Source organism: Lutimaribacter degradans, from assembly GCF_023703375.1.
In the GTDB taxonomy this organism is placed as follows: domain Bacteria; phylum Pseudomonadota; class Alphaproteobacteria; order Rhodobacterales; family Rhodobacteraceae; genus Lutimaribacter; species Lutimaribacter degradans.
The window spans coordinates 72,122-91,456 of sequence record NZ_JAMQGO010000001.1; the positions used below are offsets into that span (position 1 = coordinate 72,122).

Below are 19,335 nucleotides of genomic sequence, written 5' to 3' on the forward strand. Positions count from 1 at the left end.
TGCGCCCATGACCAAGGCACCGAAGATCCACGAACTGCCGATCCGCGTCTATTACGAAGACACGGACATGGCCGGCATCGTCTATTACGCCAATTACCTGCGCTACATCGAGCGCGGGCGCAGCGAATGGGTGCGCGCCGTCGGGCTGGATCAGAACCGCATGAAGGACGAACAGGGCATCGTCTACGCCGTGCGCAGGGTCGAGGCCGATTACCTCGCCCCCGCGCGGCTCGATGACGAACTTACCGTTCTGACTTGGGTCGAAGAGCGCCGCCCGGCCCGCATGATCATGGGCCAGGAGGTGCGCCGCGGTGACAAGGTGCTGTTTGCCGCCATGGTCACCATCATTTGCATGACGCTTGAAGGTCGCCCCGTGCGCATGCCCGATTACACCGAGGGCTGAACAGCCCGCGTTTTCCTCTTGCCGTAAATACCCAGGGGGGTGAATTGGCGCGCAGCGCCAAGAGGGGGGCAGCGCCCCCTTGCCTCGGCGGCGCCTGCAAGGGCGGCGCAATACATCATGGCGCAACGCAGGCGGGTTTCCGCACAAAAGTCACATGGCGCAACCGTGATGCAGTTCCTGTTGGCTTTCCCCTTATTCATAAGGTAGTTTGTCCACAAAAGCCCCGAAAACCCGGGCCACAACAACGAGCAGGCAGAATGGAAGCAGAAACCCTCGCACTGGCGCAGGAGATGGATTTCTCCATGTGGTCGCTTTTCGCGCGCGCCACCCTCACCGTGAAACTCGTGATGATCCTGTTGATCCTGGCCTCGTTCTGGTCATGGTCCATCATCGTGCAAAAGCTGATCAGCTACCGAAAGGCCCGCGCCGAGGCCGCGGTGTTCGACCGCGCCTTCTGGTCGGGCGAGCCGCTGGATGAACTGTTCGACCAGATCGGGCCCGAACCCTCCGGCAGGTCCGAGCGCGTCTTTGCCGCCGGCATGACCGAGTGGCGGCGCAGCCATCGGCAGGATGGCGGGCTGATCGCGGGGGCGCAGGCGCGCATCGACCGCTCGATGGATGTCGCCATCGCGAAAGAGGCCGAGGATCTGCAAAGTGGGTTGTCGATCCTGGCAACCGTCGGGTCGGTCACGCCCTTCGTCGGGCTGTTCGGCACGGTCTGGGGCATCATGCACAGCTTCATCGGCATCGCCGAGCAGCAGAACACCAACCTCGCCGTCGTGGCCCCGGGCATCGCCGAGGCGCTGCTGGCCACGGGGCTGGGCCTGTTGGCCGCCATCCCGGCGGTCATCTTCTACAACAAGTTCAGCGCCGACAGTGACCGGATCGTCGCGGGCTACGAAGCCTTCGCCGACGAATTCGCCACCATCCTCAGCCGCCAGCTGGATTCCTGAGCCATGGGCGCGGGTGTGATCCAGAAAGACAGCGGCGGGGGCGGGCGGCGCAGGCGGCGGCGCGGAGGCCGCGCGCGGCCGATGTCGGAAATCAACGTCACGCCCTTTGTCGACGTGATGCTGGTGTTGCTCATCATCTTCATGGTCGCCGCGCCGTTGATGACGGTGGGCGTGCCCGTGCAATTGCCGAAAACCGCCGCCAATGCGCTGCCGGGCGAGCAGGAAGAACCGCTGGCCATCACCATCACCGCCGAAGGGCAGGTTATGATCCAAACGACCGAAGTGCCCCGTGACGAGATGGTGAACCGGCTGCGTGCCATCGCGGCCGAACGCGCCAGCGACCGCGTTTTCGTGCGCGCCGATGGGGCTGTGTCCTATGCCTCGGTGGTGCAGGTGATGGGCGCGCTCAACCGGGCCGGGTTCGACAATATCGGGCTGGTCACAGACACTGGCGGCCCCGCCCTGGATGGGCAGGAGAACTGAGGCCCGCAATGAATTTGGGGCACATCATATCCGGGGTGGGCCATATCGGCCTGATTGGCTGGGTGCTGTTCGGCGGCGCCTTTGCACCCGCGCCCGAACCTTTCGAGGTGACAGAGGTCGCGATGATCTCGAGTGCCGAGTTCGACGCGCTCATGTCGGGCACCGAGCCGCCGGAAACCGCAACCGACGTGGCCCTGCCCACGCCGCCCGAATCCGACGAGGCCCCCGCGCCCGCACCGGCACGCCCCAAACCGCGTCCAACCCCCCCCAGCCCCGAGGCCGCCGAGGCGCCGCCGCCCGATGCCGCGCCCACCCCGCCCGATCCCGAACCTGCCGATCCGACCGAACTCCAGGATGAGGTGAACGACCTGGCGCCACCGCCGCAAGAGCAGGCCGTGCCCGCGCCCGATCTGTCCGACCGGCCGGTACCCCGTCCGGCCCCGCGCATCGCGCCCGAACCTGTCGCCCCACCGCCGCCCGACGCGGAGGTTGACGATGTCGTGCGCGAAGAGGCCACGCCGCAGGACAACGCAGACACCCAGCACGAGGAACAAGACGCCACCGCGCCCGAAGAGGCCACGTCCGAGATCGTCACCGAGGCCGAAGAGGACCCTTCTGCCGCGCCCGTGCGCTCGCTTCGGCCGCGCGCCCGCCCCGACCGGCCCGCGCCTGAACCGGCCACCGAAACGGCCGCCACGCCCGAAGCTGAAACGCCCGAGGCAGACGGCACCCGGAACGCCGTGGAAGACGCCCTGGCCGAAGCGCTGGGGGGACAGGAGGCGCAGGGGCGTTCGACCGCGCCCACCGGCCCGCCCATGACCGCCGGTGAACGCGATGCCCTGCGCGTCGGCGTGCAGCGATGCTGGAACGTTGGGTCGCTATCTTCCGATGCGCTGAGTACCACGGTGGTGGTGGGAGTCGACATGAACGAGGACGCCACGCCGGTGACCGGCTCGATCCGCCTGATCAGCCACTCGGGCGGGTCTGCCGCCTCGGCCCAGCAAGCCTTCGAGACCGCGCGCCGCGCGATCATTCGTTGTGGCGTGAACGGTTTCGACCTGCCGCGTGAAAAATACGGCCAATGGCAGGAGATCGAAATGACCTTCGACCCTTCGAACATGAGGATCAAGTGATGGCCCGGGCTTGCGGTCGGTTTTGTCATTCTGCGCCAATTCCCGCCGATGCGCGATGCGGCGCGATTGCATTTTTGCTCGGTCCAAAGACTATGAGGAGCCTATGATGCTGCGTTTTCTGACCCTTATTGCCGCCTTTTGGATTTTGGCACTGCCCGCGCAGGCGCAAGATGGCCCGCTTCGGATCACGATAGACGAAGGCGTGATCGAGCCGTTGCCTTTCGCAGTGCCCGAGTTCGTAGCCGAGAACGCCGCTGCCGCGCAGATGGCAGAACAGATCGCCCGCGTGGTGGCCGCCGACCTGACAGGTACCGGGCTGTTTCGGGAAATTCCCGAAGACGCATTCATCAGCAAGATCACCAGCTTTAGCAGTCCGGTCGAATTTGCCGACTGGCGCGCGATCAATGCGCAGGCCTTGATTTCCGGCGCGGTCAGCACGGGCAGCGATGGGCGGATCTCGGTGAAGTTCCGGCTTTACGACGTGTTCGCAGGCCAAGAGATGGGCGCGGGGTTGCAGTTCGACGGCACGCAGGACGGATGGCGGCGCATGGCGCACAAGGTGTCCGACGCCGTTTACAGCCGCCTTACGGGCGAGTCCCCCTATTTCGACAGCCGCGTGGTGTTCGTCGCCGAAAGCGGTACCAAGGGCGAGCGCCGCAAGCGGCTGGCCATCATGGATTACGACGGCGCCAACGTGCAATACCTGACCGACAGCAGCAACATCGTGCTGGCGCCCCGATTTTCGCCCACGGGAGACCGGATTCTTTATACCAGCTATGAAACCGGCTTTCCGCGCATCTACGTACTGGACGTGGCCAGCGTTGGCCGCCGGGCCTTGGAAAACCAGCCCGGCAGCATGAGCTTCAGCCCCCGTTTTTCGCCCGACGGGCAAACGGTCATCTATTCGCTGACCCAGGGTGGCAATACCGATATCTACCGGATGAACATCAACGGTGACGGGGTCCAGCGGCTGACCAACGCACCCTCGATCGAAACCGCGCCCAGCTTCAGCCCGGATGGCAGCCAGATCGTGTTTGAATCCGACCGCTCGGGCAATCAGCAGCTTTATATCATGCCGTCCTCGGGGGGCGAGCCGCGCCGCATAAGTTTCGGCCCCGGCCGCTATGGCACCCCTGTCTGGAGCCCGCGCGGCGACCTGATCGCCTTTACCAAGCAATCCAAGGGCCGGTTTCACATTGGTGTCATGCGTACCGATGGCAGCGAAGAGAGGCTGCTGACCGCCTCGTTCCTGGACGAGGGGCCCACCTGGGCGCCCAACGGCCGGGTGATCATGTTCACCCGCGAAACGCAGGGCGCGGGCGGGCAATCCTCGCTTTACTCGGTGGATATCACCGGGCGGAACCTGAAACGCGTGCGCACCGAAACCGGCGCCAGCGACCCGTCATGGTCGCCCCTGCAGGAATAGGGCGGTGCGCGGCATGATGATTCACATGCCGGTCAGCCTGTGGTAGTAACGAACACAGGCCTGATCACGGGACAACGACAACAAGAGGCGGAATTTGAAAATGACTTATATTGCAAGGGCAATGATGCTGACCACGGTGCTGGCGCTGGCGGCCTGCACCAACCCCGACCGTTTCGGTAGCGGCACCGATGCGGGCTCTGGCGCGAATTCGGGCGCGGTTGTTCCGGGTTCGGCCAACGACCCGGCCTCGCCCTCGTATTTCCAGCAGACGGTGGGTGACAGGGTGCTGTTCGCGGTTGACCAGTCGACCCTGACCAACGAGGCCCGCGGCGTGCTGGATGGACAGGCCGATTGGCTGATGCAGAACACGGATTACACCGCCGTGATCGAAGGCCACGCCGACGAACAAGGCACGCGCGAATACAACCTGGCCCTTGGTGCGCGCCGTGCCAACGCCGTTCAGGAATACCTCGTGTCCAAGGGCGTGGCCAACAGCCGGTTGCGCGTGGTCAGCTACGGCAAGGAACGCCCGATCGAGCTGTGCTCGGACGAGGCATGTTATGCCAAGAACCGCCGTGCGGTCACGGTGCTGGCGGCAGGGCTGTCCAGCTGATCTGGGCGCGGATAACCGATAGGGGTGTTGCGATGCGCAAGGTTTTGATGGCAGGAGTTCTGGCCGCGATGCTGCTGCCGGGCGGCGTTGCGCGGGCGCAGCAGGCCGAAACGTTGGCCGATATCCGGCAAGAGTTGACGGTTGTCTTTGTCGAGATCCAGAAACTCAAGCGTGAACTGTCGACCACCGGCGCGCCGGGCGGTACGGGGCAGGGCGGCTCGACCTTGCAGCGTATCGACGCGATTGAGGCCGAGTTGCAGCGCCTGACCGCCAAGACCGAGGCGCTTGAATTCCGTATCACCAGCGTGGTGCGCGACGGTACCAACCGTATCGGCGATCTGGAATTCCGCCTGTGCGAGTTGGAGGATGATTGCGACATTGCCCAATTGGGCGACACGCCCAGCCTTGGCGGGGTCGATCTGGAAACCGGCCCGACGCCCGTACCGGCCGAAGAAGCAGGCGACGCTTCGGAGGGTCCGCAACTGGCGATGGGCGAGCAAGGCGATTTCGACCGGGCAATGCAAGCCATGGACGAGGGCGATCATGAACAGGCGGCCGAACTGTTCGGCAGTTTCGTCGAAACCTACCCTGGCGGGCCAATGACCGCCGAGGCGCATTTCCAACGCGGTGAGGCATTGGCCCGGCTAGACCGCAACACCACTGCGGCCCGCGCCTTTCTCGATGCGTTCAGCAGCGACCAGGATGGCCCCTTTGCGCCACGCGCATTGTTGAGGCTGGGTGAAAAGCTGGGCGATCTGGGCCAAACCCAGGAGGCGTGCGTGACCTTGGCCGAGGTGAGCGCGCGTTTCCCGCAATCGGACGCCGTGACGCAAGCCGAAGAGGCACGGGCGCGGCTCGACTGTCCGTGAACGACGCCGCCAAGCGCGTTGGCGCGCGCCTGGGCGAACTGATTGGGCAGGATTCGATTTCCGGGCTTGGGGTGGCTGTTTCGGGTGGCGGTGATTCTCTGGCCTTGATGTTATGCGCAGCTGCCTGGGCGCGGGCGCGCGGCACGCCGTTCCGGGCCGTTACGGTCGATCACCGCCTGCGGCCCGAAGCCGCACAAGAGGCTGCAACCGTGGCACGCGTCGCAGCCGATCACGGCATCGCACATGACACCGTCGAATGGCATGGATGGGATGGAAGCGGCAACGTGCAGGACAATGCCCGCCGCGCCCGGTTTGCGCTTATCTCGGTTTGGGCGCATCGCAACGAGATCAGCCATGTCTGCCTTGGCCATACCGCCGACGACCAGGCCGAAACCGTTCTCATGCGCCTTGCACGCGGGGCGGGTGTTGACGGGCTTTCCGCCATTCCGCCGCGGCGCGTGGTCGAGGGCGTGGCCTTTCTGCGCCCCATGCTCGATATCGCGCGCGACGATCTTCGCGCCTGGCTGACGGCGCAGGGGCAGGCCTGGATTGATGATCCGTCGAATGAAAATACCCGTTTCGACCGGATCAAGGCCCGCCGCGCGTTGGACCACCTGGCGCCGCTTGGCCTTGACAGGGACAGCCTGATCACCGTGTCACGGAACATGGCAGAGGCCCGCAAGGCGCTGAAATGGCAGACCTATCTGGCGGCGCGTGAGTTGGCGCAGATGCAGGCCGGCGATGTCTTGATCGCGCGCCCCGGGTTTCGCACGTTGCCGCAAGACATTCAGCGGCGGTTGATCGCGCAGGCGCTATGCTGGATCAGCGGCGCCGCATACCCGCCGCGCCGCCGCCCGCTGCTGGAGATGGTGCAAGCTGCCTTGCAGGGGCGGGGCATGACATTGCATGGCTGCCAGATGTTGCCCGACGGGCCTGATCAGCCGATCCGCCTGACGCGCGAATACAATGCCGTTGCCCGCCTGCGTTGTGCGGTGACGCAAACCTGGGATGGCCGTTGGCGTTTTGTCGGGCAGGCCACGCAGGCGCCGCTGCAAATTGCCGCGCTGGGCGAGGCGGGGCTGGCGCAATGCCCCGACTGGCGTGAAAGCGGCCTGCCACATGCCTCGATGCTGGGATGCCCTGCGCTTTGGGACGGCGATACCGTGGTTGCCGCACCGCTGGCCTGTCGCCCCGAATGCTGGCGGCAGGTTCTTGCCCGAAACGAGGAAGACTTCTTTGCCGCGCTGATGAAGGGGTGATTGTGCATTGAAGAAACCGCGCTGATCTCTATCTTAGGATGGGGGGCCGGATAGATCTTGGCCCTTACCAAGAATTATAGGAGATTTTCCTTGGGCAACGCGAGAAACATCGCCTTTTGGGTGGTTCTGTTCCTTCTGATACTTGCGCTTTTCAACCTGTTCAGCGGAACGGGCGGAACCATGCAAAGCACGTCGGTCAGCTATTCCGAATTCGTCCGGAAGGTCGACAACGAAGAGGTCAGCCGCGTCACGCTGGATGGCGAACAGGTGCGTTTCCGGGGTGAGGATGGGCAGGATTACACCACCATCAAGCCCGAGGATGCCGAGGTCACGCAGATGCTGATCGACCAGGGCATCCCGGTTTCGGCCGAAAGCCAAGAGCAAAGCGGCTTCCAGTCGTTCTTGCTGTCGCTTCTGCCATTCGTCCTGCTGGTCGCGATCTGGATTTACTTCATGAACCGCATGCAGGGCGGCGGACGTGGCGGTGCCATGGGCTTTGGCAAATCCAAGGCCAAGCTGCTGACCGAAAAGCAGGGCCGTGTCACATTCGATGACGTGGCGGGCATCGACGAAGCCAAGGAAGAGCTGGAAGAGATCGTGGAATTCCTGCGCAATCCGCAGAAATTCAGCCGGCTGGGCGGCAAGATCCCCAAAGGTGCGCTGCTTGTGGGCCCGCCGGGCACTGGTAAGACGCTGCTGGCCCGCGCGATCGCGGGTGAGGCGGGCGTGCCCTTCTTCACCATCTCGGGCTCGGACTTCGTGGAAATGTTCGTGGGTGTCGGCGCCTCTCGTGTGCGCGACATGTTCGAACAGGCCAAGAAGAACGCGCCCTGCATTGTCTTCATCGACGAGATTGACGCCGTGGGCCGCGCCCGTGGTGCAGGCTATGGCGGCGGCAATGACGAACGTGAACAGACGCTCAACCAGCTTCTGGTCGAGATGGACGGGTTCGAGGCCAACGAGGGCGTGATCATCGTGGCCGCGACCAACCGCAAGGACGTGCTTGACCCGGCGCTGCTGCGCCCGGGCCGGTTTGACCGTCAGGTCACCGTGCCCAACCCCGATATCAAGGGCCGCGAAAAGATCCTGGGTGTGCATGCCCGCAAGACCCCGCTGGGCCCCGATGTCGATCTGCGCATCATCGCGCGCGGCACGCCCGGTTTCTCGGGGGCCGACCTGGCCAACCTGGTGAACGAGGCGGCGCTGATGGCCGCGCGCGTCGGGCGCCGTTTCGTGACGATGGAAGATTTCGAGCAGGCCAAGGACAAGGTCATGATGGGGGCCGAGCGTCGCTCGATGGTGCTGACACCCGACCAGAAGGAAAAGACCGCCTTTCACGAGGCCGGTCACGCCGTGGTGGGTCTGACGTTGCCCAAGTGCGACCCGGTCTACAAGGCAACGATCATTCCGCGTGGCGGTGCCTTGGGCATGGTCGTCAGCCTGCCGGAAATGGACCGGCTGAACTGGCACAAGTCCGAATGTGAGCAAAAGCTGGCCATGACCATGGCGGGCAAGGCGGCCGAGATCATCAAGTATGGCGAGGACGAAGTGTCGAACGGCCCGGCCGGCGACATCCAGCAGGCCAGCCAGCTGGCGCGCGCCATGGTGATGCGCTGGGGCATGTCCGACAAGGTCGGCAACATCGACTATGCCGAGGCGCATGAAGGATATTCGGGCAACACGGCCGGGTTCTCGGTGTCGGCGCATACCAAAGAGCTGATCGAGGAAGAGGTGCGGCGCCTGGTGCAGGAGGGCTATGAAAGTGCCTACCAGATCCTGACCGAGCGCAAGGCAGACTGGGAGCGTCTGGCCGAAGGGCTTTTGGAATACGAAACCCTGACCGGCGACGAGATCGCACGCGTGATGCGCGGCGAGCCGCCCCATACCGACGAGGATGAGGGCGACAACGAGGACAAGGGCAACGCCCCCTCGGTCACCGCCATCCCGAAAACCCGCCCCAAGAACAAGCCTTCGGGCGGGATGGAACCGGAACCGACCTGATGGTCGAAACCACGCAAACCGATTGGGACCCCGGGGCCTATGACAGGTTCCGGGGTCAGCGTTTGCGCCCTGCGCAAGACCTGATCCATGCGGTCGGGTCCGTGCCCGCGGGCGATATCGTTGATCTGGGCTGTGGCAGCGGTGTCGCGGCCGAGGGGCTAAGGGCGCGTTTCGGCGATCGCAGGCTGATCGGCGTGGATACGTCGGCCACGATGCTTGCCAAGGCGACGGCAACGGGGCTCTATGATAGGCTGGATCAGGCCGATATCACGCTTTGGCGTACCGACGCGCCCCCGGCGCTGATCTTTTCCAACGCGGCGCTGCACTGGCTGGGCGCACATGACAGGCTGGTGCCGCGCCTTGCCGCGATGTTGGCCCCCGGTGGCACGCTGGCGGTTCAGGTTCCGCACCAGAACAACGCCCCCAGCCATCGCGTCTGGTTGAGCCTGGCGGACGAGATGTTCCCGGGCCGCTACGATGGCGCGGGCGGGCCGGATGTCTTGCTGCCCGCCGATTATCATCATCTCTTGTCGCCCCTGGGCAGCCTGACCTTGTGGGAAACCGAATATTACCAGCTTTTGCCAGCAGACAAAGGCGCCCATCCCGTTCGTCGCTATACCGAGGCGACCTTTGCCCGCCCGCTGTTGGCAACGCTTGACGATGGCGAGCGTGCGCAATTGATCGCCGCTTACGAGGCGGTGATGGAAAAAGCCTACCCGCGCGGGGCCGATGGCTCGGTCCTGTTTCCGTTCCGGCGGCTGTTCTTCACGCTTGTGGTTTGATCGCGTGCGGTGATGCGCGCCATCAGCACAAGGCGATTGCTTGTGCTTGCGGGGCCGGGCACCTTTGGGCGCGCAACCACCGACGGAGCCCATGATGCCAGCGCTGATCCCAACCGAGTTTACCGTCACGGTCACATGGCTGGGTGTGGTCGAAAGCGATGACCGAACCGCCCTGATCGCCACATCACGCGACGCGGTCGACCTGACGTTCGAGGGGCTGGCAGGGTCGGTTCATGGCGGGCGCCTGCGCCCGTCTTGCAGCCGAGTCACGGCGCAACATCCCAAGGGTACGCCCATCGCGAACGAACGCCAGCTCTCGCTCCTTGCCGAGGAAGAACTGGCCAAGATCGCCGCCGCCATGGGCCTGGCGCGGCTTGATCCCGCGCGGCTGGGCGCGTCGGTCGTGCTGCGCGGCTTGCCCGATCTCAGCCTTGTGCCGCCGTCGTCACGGTTGCAGGGGCCGGATGGCGCGACCATGGTGGTGGATATGCAAAACAGGCCCTGCCAATTGCCGGCCCGCAGCATCGAATCCGTCGAACCGGGCAAGGGCCGCCTTTTCAAGCGCGCCGCCAATGGCCGCCGGGGCGTAACCGCCTGGGTCCAGCGCGAGGGGCGACTGGCCTTGGGTCACACGCTGCGCCTGCACATCCCCGATCAGCCCGCATGGCCGCACATTGCGGCGGCGAGGGGCGGTTGATCTCGGGGATGATTTCCGAAAAGAAACAAACGCGCGGCATCTCGCCGCAAGCAGCGCCGGAAATGTCGGAAATGCCGCGTGGAGCCATTGCATCTGGCTTTATCACGGCGTTGCAAAGACCCGGCACAGGCCGCACAGCAGGGAAGTGATCCATGAGCTACAAGTCCGATATCGAAATCGCCCGCGAAGCCAAGAAACGCCCGATTCAGGAAATCGGCGCCAAGCTGGATATTCCCAGCGACCACCTGCTGCCCTACGGCCATGACAAGGCCAAGGTCAGCCAAGAGTATATCAATTCGGTCCAGGGCAATGCCGATGGCAAGCTGATCCTTGTGACGGCGATCAACCCCACCCCGGCGGGCGAGGGCAAGACCACCACCACCGTCGGCCTGGGCGATGGCCTGAACCGCATCGGCAAACGTGCCGCGATCTGCATCCGCGAGGCCAGCCTGGGCCCGTGTTTCGGGATGAAGGGCGGGGCCGCAGGCGGTGGCTACGCGCAGGTTGTGCCGATGGAAGAGATGAACCTGCATTTCACCGGTGATTTCCACGCCATCACCAGCGCGCACAACCTGCTGTCGGCGATGATCGACAACCATATCTACTGGGGCAATGAACTGGGCATTGACGAGCGCCGCGTGGTCTGGCGCCGGGTGCTGGACATGAACGACCGGGCGCTGCGCGACATCGTGACGTCGCTGGGCGGCGTGGCCAACGGGTTCCCGCGCCAGACGGGTTTTGACATCACGGTGGCCTCCGAGGTGATGGCTATCCTGTGCCTGGCCAACGACCTTTCCGATCTGCAACGCCGCCTGGGCGACATCATCGTGGCCTATACCCGCGCGAAAGAACCGATCACCTGCCGCGACATCAAGGCCGATGGCGCGATGACCGTGCTACTGAAGGATGCGACGCAGCCCAACCTTGTGCAGACGCTGGAGAACAACCCAGCCTTCGTGCATGGCGGGCCGTTTGCCAATATCGCACATGGCTGCAACAGCGTCATTGCCACGCGCACGGCGCTAAAGCTGGCCGATTATGTTGTCACCGAGGCCGGTTTCGGTGCCGACCTTGGTGCCGAGAAATTCATGAACATCAAGTGCCGCAAGGCAGGGTTGGCGCCCTCGGTCGTGGTGGTGGTTGCCACCGTGCGCGCAATGAAGATGAATGGCGGCGTGGCCAAGGCCGACCTGGGCGCGGAAAACGTCAACGCGGTCAAGGCTGGCTGCCCGAACCTGGGCCGTCACATCGAGAATGTGAAGCAATTCGGCGTGCCGGTCGTGGTGGCGATCAACCATTTCGTAACCGACACCGATGCCGAGGTGCAGGCAGTCAAGGATTACGTGGCCGAGATGGGCAGCGAGGCGATCCTGTGCCAGCACTGGGAAAAGGGGTCCGAAGGGACCGAGGCGCTGGCAACCCGCGTGGCCGAGATCGCTGACAAGGACGAAAGCAATTTCGCGCCGCTTTACGGCGATGACCTGAGCCTGCTCGAAAAGGTGGAATGCGTCGCAAAGCGCATCTACCGCGCCGATGAGGTGCTGGCCGATCAGAAAATCCGCAACCAGCTGAAGGAATGGGAAGACGCGGGCTATGGCAACCTGCCGGTCTGCATGGCCAAGACCCAGTATTCCTTTACCACCGATCCCAACCGCCGCGGTGCGCCCACAGGCCATTCGGTGCCGATCCGAGAGGTGCGCCTGAGCGCGGGGGCCGGTTTCGTGGTGGTCATCTGCGGCGAGATCATGACCATGCCGGGCCTGCCGCGCGTACCCGCCGCCGAGGCGATCATGCTGAACGAGGCAGGCCAGATCGAAGGGCTGTTCTGAGATGGGCAGGCGGGCCGTCAGGGGCATCGCGCCCCCGGCGGCCCGGTCGTGGCCCCTTGGGCCGCTCCTGCCTCGGGCGGGAAATACCTGGCAAGATGAAGACGCGGGGCTTGCTTGTGACCTGACCCTGGGTCAAGACACCGGCAAACCGGGAAGGGATGAACCATGACAGCGACGATCATTGACGGCAAGGCGTTCGCGGCCACGGTGCGCAAGAAAGTGGCAAGCCATGTTGCAACTTTGAAGCAGGGGCACGGCATAACCCCTGGCCTTGCGGTGGTGCTGGTTGGTGAGGATCCGGCAAGCCAGGTTTATGTCCGCTCGAAGGGAAAGATGACCGTCGAAGTGGGAATGAACTCTTACGAGCACCGGCTGGATGCCGATACCTCGGAGGCCGACCTGCTGGCACTGATCGAGCGGTTGAATGCCGACACCGATGTGCATGGCATCCTGGTGCAATTGCCGCTGCCCGGCCATCTGAACGAGGACCTGGTTATCAACGCGATCGACCCGGCCAAGGATGTGGACGGGTTTCACATATCGAACGTGGGGTTGCTGGGCACGGGGCAGAAAAGCATGGTGCCCTGTACGCCGCTTGGCTGCCTGATGATGCTGCGCGACCATCACGGAAGCTTGTCGGGCATGGACGCGGTGGTGATCGGGCGGTCGAACATCGTGGGCAAGCCGATGGCACAGCTTTTGCTGGGGGACAGTTGCACCGTCACGATCGCGCACAGCCGGACGAAAGACCTGCCCGGTGTCGCGCGCCGTGCCGATATCGTCATCGCCGCGGTGGGCCGGCCCGAGATGGTGCCGGGTGACTGGATAAAGCCGGGCGCCACCGTGATCGACGTCGGCATAAACCGCATCGAGGCACCCGAGCGCGGCACGAACGAAGATGGCAGCGTCAAGACACGGCTGGTTGGGGACGTGGCCTTTGACAGCTGCGCCGAAGTGGCAGGTGCCATTACCCCTGTGCCCGGGGGCGTCGGCCCCATGACCATCGCCTGCCTGTTGGCCAACACCGTCACGGCCTGCTGCCGCGCCCACGACCTGCCCGAACCCGAAGGTTTGACTGCCTGAGCGCGTTCGCAACTGCTACCTCCGCGTGTAACAGGGTGGGGTGCGCGGGGTATTTCTTTTCCTTGCGCTCGCATTCAGTGCTCGCTATGCCGTTGGAAAGGTATGATTTTCCCTTTTTGAAGGGGGGTAACTTTGGCGAGTAATGAATGGACAGGAATCCGATCGCGGATGATGCATCCAATCACCTTGGTTGTTTGCGTCAGCCTATCTATCATAGCCACGATTTCCGGCCCCTTCGGAACCCTTGAAACAATGAATTTGCCAACACGCTTTGCCTGTTGGACGCTTATGGTTTTCGGCACGACCTTCATGGCCTATGTCGCGCGCGCCCAGATTGCCCGCCATGTCGACGGGCAAAAACGGCCCTTCCTGTACGAGGCCTGCGCCGTTGGGCTGATGGTGTTCTATGCCACGCCTTTCGTGATGCTTCTGGCATGGGGTTTTGGCGGCATGCGCTGCGTCGGGATAGGCTGCGTGGCGCGGTTTGCCTTTTACGTGGCCTCAGGCTGCGCAACCGTGTTCCTGATGCGCCGCGTGATCCCCGGATTCGAGGATATGGTTTTCTTTTCGCGAGACGAGGATGGCGCGGTTCAACTGGTTGCACCGGCCCCGGTGACGCCCGCCCAGTTGGAAGAGCCGCCACGCCCGCGCTTGTACCGCCGGCTTGAGGGGCAGGATATCGGCGAGGTGCTGCATCTGACGGCCAGCGGGCATTTCGTGACCGTAACTGGCGACCGCGCGACGCATAAAATTCGGATGCGCTTCGCCGATGCGGTGAACGAGATGGACCCGGTTGATGGCCTGTGTACCCACCGCTCGCACTGGGTCGCGCGGGCTGCCGTGTCCGACCACAGGCGCGCGTCAGGTAAGCTGTTCATTGTACTGAAAAACGGCATGGAAGTGCCGGTAAGCCGTACTTATCGCCCCGGCTTGGAAAAGGCCGGGCTTATTCCCCACTCCGGGGCCTGACGTCTCAGCGTGGCATCGGCATGGGCCTGGCTGTTTTCCCTGTCAGAACGGCAAGCGCCTCCTCGCGCATGAGCTCGCGCAGCGCGTTGTCGGCGCTTTGCAACCCGCCGGTATAGGTGCCGAAAGCCGGCAGGATCACACGATCACCGTCAACCAGGAAACAGGGGCGCGTCACCGTGCGCAGCCGTGTGCGTATGCTGGCCTTGGGGTGGTAGTGGCCGGAAATCTCGCCGCTTTGGGCAGGGTCTGCGATGTGGCGAAAGGTAAGCGGGGGCAGGGGCAGCTCAACCATATGCGAGCCACCCAGGCTGACCGGCCCAGGATCGTGGTTGCCCTCGATCCAGATCCACTGTCGACCGGCCTGCAGTCGGGCAATCCAAATCCGTTCGCGTTCGGGCAGCGACTGCGCGGCGGTGGTATCATCGAAACTGTCGCCAAGGCAGATGACCGACTTTGGCTGGAACGCGTCGATCTCGGCTTGCAGGCGCAGAAGCGTATCGCGGGTTTCATAGGGCGGCAAATGCGCGCCGCCGCGCCGCGCCAGCCTTTCGGACTTGCCCAGGTGCAAATCCGAAACGCAGAGCAGCCGTTGCTCGGGCCACCAAAGCGCGCCCGAACCGAGCGCCACCAGGCTTTGACCGGCAAGGGTGAAGGGGTAGCCATCATTCATGCAAACGTGATGCGCAAAGGACCGGCGAAGGTCAAGTTCGGGGGTATGTCGCGTATCGAACGGGCAAGACAGATCAGCCCAGTTCGCCCAACCCGGCCTCGGCCAGCAAGCGCGTTGTTTCTTCCTCGACCAGCCGTTCCTGGCCCGCGCCCTGGACGGGCACGCGGCCCGGCTCCAGGAAAAGCGGTGCGGAAAGGGGGGACAGGCGGTCAAGGCGCACATGGTCGATCCGCCCCTGTACGCGATCCAGCATATCCTCGATCCGGGCGAAATCGACCAGGCCGCGCATCGCCTCGTCGCGGGTTATGCGCAGCATCAGGTGATCGGGGTCGTATTTCACCAGCGTGTCATACAGGATGTCACTGGAAAACGTTGCCTGCCGCCCCGATTTGCGCTGCCCCTGGTGGCTGCGCTGGATCAGCCCGGCGATGGTTGCGCTGGCGCGAAAGGTCCGCTTCATAACCGCGTTGCCGGCCAGCCACCCCTCAAGCCCGTCGCGCAGGGCGGCACGGTCGAAAAGCGGCGCGGGGTCTGTCACCCGGTCCAGCCCCCAGATCAGCACGGCGTAATCGGTGGCCACGAAGCCGAGAGGCGCAAGACCCATCTCCTCCATTCGCTTGGTCAGGATCAGCCCCAGCGTCTGCTGCGCGTTGCGCCCCGCGAACCCGTAGGCCACAAGGTGTTCGCGCCCTTCATGCGGGAAGGTTTCGATAAGCAGCCGCCCGGCCTGCGGCAGGCGTGATATCGACCGTTGCAGCCCCAGCCACTGGGCAGTGTTTTCGGGCAGTTGCGGCCAGCCAGGTTGTGCGAACATGGCAAGGATACGTTGCGCCAGCTGGGTGGAGGTGGCGAATTTCGTGCCGTTGAATACGGCAATCTTTGGCTCGCGGCCGGCATTGCGGCTGACTTCGACCGTCATTTCACGCAAGGATTCATAGCGCACGACGCGGCCGCCGATAAGGAATGTATCGCCGGGGGTGAGAGAGGCGGCAAACCCTTCCTCGACTTCGCCCAAAGGCGTGCCGCCGCGGCCTTTCAGGCGCACCTTCAGCGTGTCGATATCCTGGATCGTGCCGATATTCTGCCGGATGAGCGCCGCTGCGCGCGGGTCGCGCAGATGCCACTGGCCATCGGCGCGCCTTTGCAGGCGCTGCCAGCGGTCATAAGCGCGCAGCGCATAGCCGCCGGTGGCGCAGAAATCCAGGCAGGCGTCGAAATCGGCACGGGGCAGGGCGGCATAGGCCCCGGCTTGCCGGGTCTCGTTGTAAAGCGCATCAGCATCGAAGGGCCCGGCGCAGGCGCAAAGCAGGATGTGTTGGCACAGAACGTCAAGCGGCCCCGGACCGCGCGCTTCGCCATCCAGATCGTGCGCTTTCGCCGCTTCGAGCGCAGCAATGCATTCGACCACCTCGAACCTGTTGGCCGGCACCAGCAGCGCCTTTGATGGGGCGTTGTAGCGGTGGTTGGCGCGGCCGATGCGCTGGACCAGGCGTTTGACGTTCTTGGGCGCCCCGACCTGTATAACAAGATCCACGTCACCCCAATCGATGCCCAGGTCGAGCGACCCGGTGCAGACGATGGCGCGCAATTGGCCCGCGACCATCGCAGCCTCGACCTTTTCGCGCTGCGCGCGCGCAAGACTGCCGTGATGGATGCCGATGGGCAGACCTTCGTCATTGGCCATCCAGAGCTTGTGAAAAAAGATCTCGGCCTGCGCGCGGGTGTTGTGGAAAATCAGCGTCGTCTTGTGGCGTTTGACCTGTTCCAGAATGGCCGGAATGGCATGTGCGGCGCCACCCCCGGCCCAGGGCGGGGCTTGGCGGGTTTCCAGCATCGCGATATCGGGGTCGGGACCCGGATCGGCCTGCACGATCTGGCACGGGTCAGGGTGACGCGCCAGCAGGTGTGCGATGGCGGCCGGCTCATCCACCGTGGCCGATAGCCCGACCCGCCGCAGCCCCGGCGCCAGCGCCTGAACCCGTGCAAGCGCCAGCATCAGTTGATCGCCCCGCTTGCTGTCGGCCAGGGCGTGTATTTCGTCCACCACGATGCGCTGCACGCCGGCGAATATGCGCGGTGCATCCTCGTAGCTGATCAGCAGCGCCAGTGATTCAGGTGTCGTCAACAAGATATGCGGCGGGTTGGCGCGTTGACGGCGTTTGCGGGTGTAACTGGTATCGCCGGTCCGATCTTCGACACGGATGGGCAGGTTCATGTCGGTAATGGGGCGCGTCAGGTTGCGCTTTATATCGGCGGCCAGCGCCTTGAGCGGGCTGACATAAATCGTGTGGAGGCCCTGATGCGCGCGGTCGGACAACTCTGCCAGCGTGGGCAGGAAACCCGCCATCGTCTTGCCGCCCCCCGTGGGCGCGATAAGCAAAGTCGCCGGGTCCGCAGCGCGGGCCAGCATCTCTCGCTGATGGGGGTGGATCTGCCAGCCTTGGCTGGAGAACCAGGAATCGATCTGATCGGGCAAGTCGCGCATAGGCCAGATGTAGTGCCGAACAGCGCCGGGGAACAGGGCGCGAACAGCGCCTCCTGCATCTGCCGCATCGCTGATCTTTCCCGCGCAACAGGGCTGCGCATAGATGAGTGAGCTTGGCAATGAAAACAGTCGTCGCGGCGAGGCCACGATTGAACGGGTGATCGCCCTGACGGGCGACGAAACCGACGCGGTGCTGGCCCGCCGGCAAGCGGAAGGTATCACGGCCGAGCCGGGGCAGACGGTAGCCGCCCTGTCGGGCGGCGATCGCGGTGAACCGGCCGCCATGTTACGTATCGGTTTGAAAAAACAGTGAAATCCGGCGCGCGCCCTGCATTATGGCCCGGGCACGCCGCCCGGATCATTTCACGATATGCTCGTCCTTGACGAACATGTTGGCCCAGGCCCGGTCGATCAGCTCGGGGCTCATCTGATAAGGCATCCCCTCGAATTCGCAGATCGAGATTATCTGGTCGATCAGGAAGATCGGTTGGTAATTTGCATAGACGTTGTTGATGGTGGGGTACTTCTTCTTGATCAGGTGCACCAGCGCCGGTTCGGACAGGGGCATGCCGCGCTTTTTCGCGACCATGGCAAAGATCTTCAGGAAATTCTGCTGGTTCGGGCCGTCGATCTTGATCTTGTAGAAGATGCGGCGCAGGGCGGCCTGGTCGAAGATCTCGTTCGGGTGAAAGTTGGTCGAAAAGATCACCAGCGTGTCGAACGGTACTTCGAATTTTTCGCCTGATTGCAGGGCCAGGATGTCCTTGTTTTCTTCCAGCGGCACGATCCAGCGGTTGACCAGCGATTGTGGCGGCTCGGCCTGGCGGCCAAGGTCGTCGACGATGAAGATTCCACCCGTCGATTTAAGCTGTAGCGGCGCCTGGTAGGTGCGCGCGGTGGGGTTGTAGACGAGGTCAAGCATCGACAGGCTAAGCTCGCCACCCGTGACAACGGTTGGGCGCTCGCACTTGACATACCGGGTGTCATAGCTGCGGCGCACGCGCAGGGAATTCGGGTCATCCTCTTCGGTTTCGGCGGCCGAATGAACGATCGGGTCATAGACGGTGATCACCTGGCCAGCGTATTCGATGGCGCGCGGCACGTAGATCTTTTCGCCCATGGCGTCGCGTATGCCGTTGGAAATACTGGATTTGCCGTTACCCGGTGGCCCGTACATCAGGATCGAGCGACCGGCGCTGACCGCAGGCCCGAGATTGTCGAGCAGGTCATCGGGCAGCACGAGATGGCCCATCGCATCGGTCAACTGCTTGCGCGTGATCTGGATGTTGCGGATCGACTGGCGTTTGACCTGCTCACGATAAACGTCGAGCGGCACGGGCATTGCGCCGAAATATTCCGACTGGCTGAGCGCATCGAGCGTGCGTGCCTTGCCCGCATCGGTCAGTTGGAACCCCATTTCATTGCTGGCATTCGCGTGCAGCGTGCCCGTCGCCTCAAGCAGGTTCTGAGCGCGGGTCATGTCGATCAGCTCGGTCGTGACGGCCCGTGGCAGGCAGATGGCGCGGGCGATGTCGCCGATCATGTCCAGGTTCTTGCGAAACATGGTTTTCAACATGATGTCGCGCATCATCACGACAGGCAGTTGCATGTCCTCCAACCTTGCGGGGATCGGGGGCGGCTGCACGCCTGTGGCGGGGGGCGCTTGCATGTTCATCGGGC

The 19,335-nt window shown here is 63.9% G+C and carries 18 protein-coding genes; 15 read left to right on the plus strand and 3 right to left on the minus strand.

Annotated elements, in window-relative coordinates; genetic code table 11:
- Positions 1 to 7 precede the first annotated feature (7 nt).
- The 14 genes from ybgC (at position 8) to M8744_RS00445 (ending at position 14,500) form a co-directional block, all read left to right on the plus strand.
- Entirely contained in the window at positions 8 to 403 is a 396-nt protein-coding gene (gene ybgC, locus M8744_RS00380) for a tol-pal system-associated acyl-CoA thioesterase (protein WP_251407679.1), read from the plus strand.
- Positions 404 to 660: 257 nt separating this feature from the next.
- Positions 661 to 1,356, plus strand: coding sequence for a protein TolQ (tolQ, locus tag M8744_RS00385; RefSeq protein ID WP_251407682.1), 696 nt, complete (start codon positions 661 to 663; stop codon positions 1,354 to 1,356).
- Positions 1,357 to 1,359: 3 nt separating this feature from the next.
- A complete protein-coding gene (gene tolR / locus M8744_RS00390; protein WP_251407685.1) occupies positions 1,360 to 1,839 on the plus strand; it encodes a protein TolR in 480 nt (159 codons plus the stop codon).
- A gap of 8 nt (positions 1,840 to 1,847) precedes the next feature.
- Positions 1,848 to 2,972 (plus strand): energy transducer TonB, encoded by a 1,125-nt coding sequence (locus M8744_RS00395; protein WP_251407688.1) that lies wholly within the window; start codon positions 1,848 to 1,850, stop codon positions 2,970 to 2,972.
- 103 nt (positions 2,973 to 3,075) lie between these two features.
- Positions 3,076 to 4,398, plus strand: coding sequence for a Tol-Pal system beta propeller repeat protein TolB (tolB, locus tag M8744_RS00400; protein ID WP_251407691.1), 1,323 nt, complete (start codon positions 3,076 to 3,078; stop codon positions 4,396 to 4,398).
- Between the two features lie 100 nt (positions 4,399 to 4,498).
- Positions 4,499 to 5,011, plus strand: a complete 513-nt coding sequence (pal, locus tag M8744_RS00405; protein WP_251407694.1) for a peptidoglycan-associated lipoprotein Pal — start codon at positions 4,499 to 4,501, stop codon at positions 5,009 to 5,011.
- A gap of 32 nt (positions 5,012 to 5,043) precedes the next feature.
- Positions 5,044 to 5,880, plus strand: a complete 837-nt coding sequence (gene ybgF / locus M8744_RS00410; protein WP_251407697.1) for a tol-pal system protein YbgF — start codon at positions 5,044 to 5,046, stop codon at positions 5,878 to 5,880.
- Positions 5,877 to 7,139, plus strand: a complete 1,263-nt coding sequence (tilS, locus tag M8744_RS00415) for a tRNA lysidine(34) synthetase TilS (RefSeq protein ID WP_251407700.1) — start codon at positions 5,877 to 5,879, stop codon at positions 7,137 to 7,139. Before ybgF ends, tilS begins: the two co-directional genes overlap by 4 nt.
- 90 nt (positions 7,140 to 7,229) lie before the next feature.
- Positions 7,230 to 9,140, plus strand: coding sequence for an ATP-dependent zinc metalloprotease FtsH (gene ftsH / locus M8744_RS00420; protein ID WP_251407703.1), 1,911 nt, complete (start codon positions 7,230 to 7,232; stop codon positions 9,138 to 9,140).
- Positions 9,140 to 9,922 (plus strand): methyltransferase domain-containing protein, encoded by a 783-nt coding sequence (locus M8744_RS00425; RefSeq protein ID WP_251407706.1) that lies wholly within the window; start codon positions 9,140 to 9,142, stop codon positions 9,920 to 9,922. The genes ftsH and M8744_RS00425 overlap by 1 nt, the downstream gene beginning before the upstream one ends.
- A gap of 94 nt (positions 9,923 to 10,016) precedes the next feature.
- On the plus strand, positions 10,017 to 10,619 hold the full coding sequence (locus tag M8744_RS00430) for an MOSC domain-containing protein (RefSeq protein ID WP_251407709.1): 603 nt from the start codon (positions 10,017 to 10,019) through the stop codon (positions 10,617 to 10,619).
- Between the two features lie 152 nt (positions 10,620 to 10,771).
- Positions 10,772 to 12,448: a formate--tetrahydrofolate ligase gene (locus M8744_RS00435; protein WP_251407712.1), complete on the plus strand. Its 1,677-nt coding sequence runs from the start codon at positions 10,772 to 10,774 to the stop codon at positions 12,446 to 12,448.
- Between the two features lie 165 nt (positions 12,449 to 12,613).
- The gene (gene folD, locus M8744_RS00440) at positions 12,614 to 13,531 is read left to right on the plus strand and encodes a bifunctional methylenetetrahydrofolate dehydrogenase/methenyltetrahydrofolate cyclohydrolase FolD (protein WP_251407715.1); all 918 of its coding nucleotides are present in this window, start codon (positions 12,614 to 12,616) and stop codon (positions 13,529 to 13,531) included.
- Between the two features lie 252 nt (positions 13,532 to 13,783).
- Entirely contained in the window at positions 13,784 to 14,500 is a 717-nt protein-coding gene (locus M8744_RS00445) for a LytTR family DNA-binding domain-containing protein (RefSeq protein WP_251407718.1), read from the plus strand.
- Between the two features lie 4 nt (positions 14,501 to 14,504).
- On the opposite strand, the gene pdeM is transcribed toward M8744_RS00445, so the two are convergent.
- Both pdeM and M8744_RS00455 read right to left on the minus strand, forming a co-directional pair.
- On the minus strand, positions 14,505 to 15,170 hold the full coding sequence (gene pdeM, locus M8744_RS00450; protein WP_251407721.1) for a ligase-associated DNA damage response endonuclease PdeM: 666 nt from the start codon (positions 15,168 to 15,170) through the stop codon (positions 14,505 to 14,507).
- 73 nt (positions 15,171 to 15,243) lie between these two features.
- Positions 15,244 to 17,655: a ligase-associated DNA damage response DEXH box helicase gene (locus M8744_RS00455; RefSeq protein ID WP_251407724.1), complete on the minus strand. Its 2,412-nt coding sequence runs from the start codon at positions 17,653 to 17,655 to the stop codon at positions 15,244 to 15,246.
- A 103-nt stretch (positions 17,656 to 17,758) separates the two neighbouring features.
- Here M8744_RS00455 and M8744_RS00460 point away from each other — a divergent pair, with 103 nt between their 5' ends.
- The gene (locus tag M8744_RS00460; protein WP_251407727.1) at positions 17,759 to 17,968 is read left to right on the plus strand and encodes a hypothetical protein; all 210 of its coding nucleotides are present in this window, start codon (positions 17,759 to 17,761) and stop codon (positions 17,966 to 17,968) included.
- 45 nt (positions 17,969 to 18,013) lie between these two features.
- On the opposite strand, the gene M8744_RS00465 is transcribed toward M8744_RS00460, so the two are convergent.
- Positions 18,014 to 19,330, minus strand: a complete 1,317-nt coding sequence (locus M8744_RS00465; RefSeq protein WP_251407730.1) for a DUF8689 domain-containing protein — start codon at positions 19,328 to 19,330, stop codon at positions 18,014 to 18,016.
- Positions 19,331 to 19,335 lie beyond the last annotated feature (5 nt).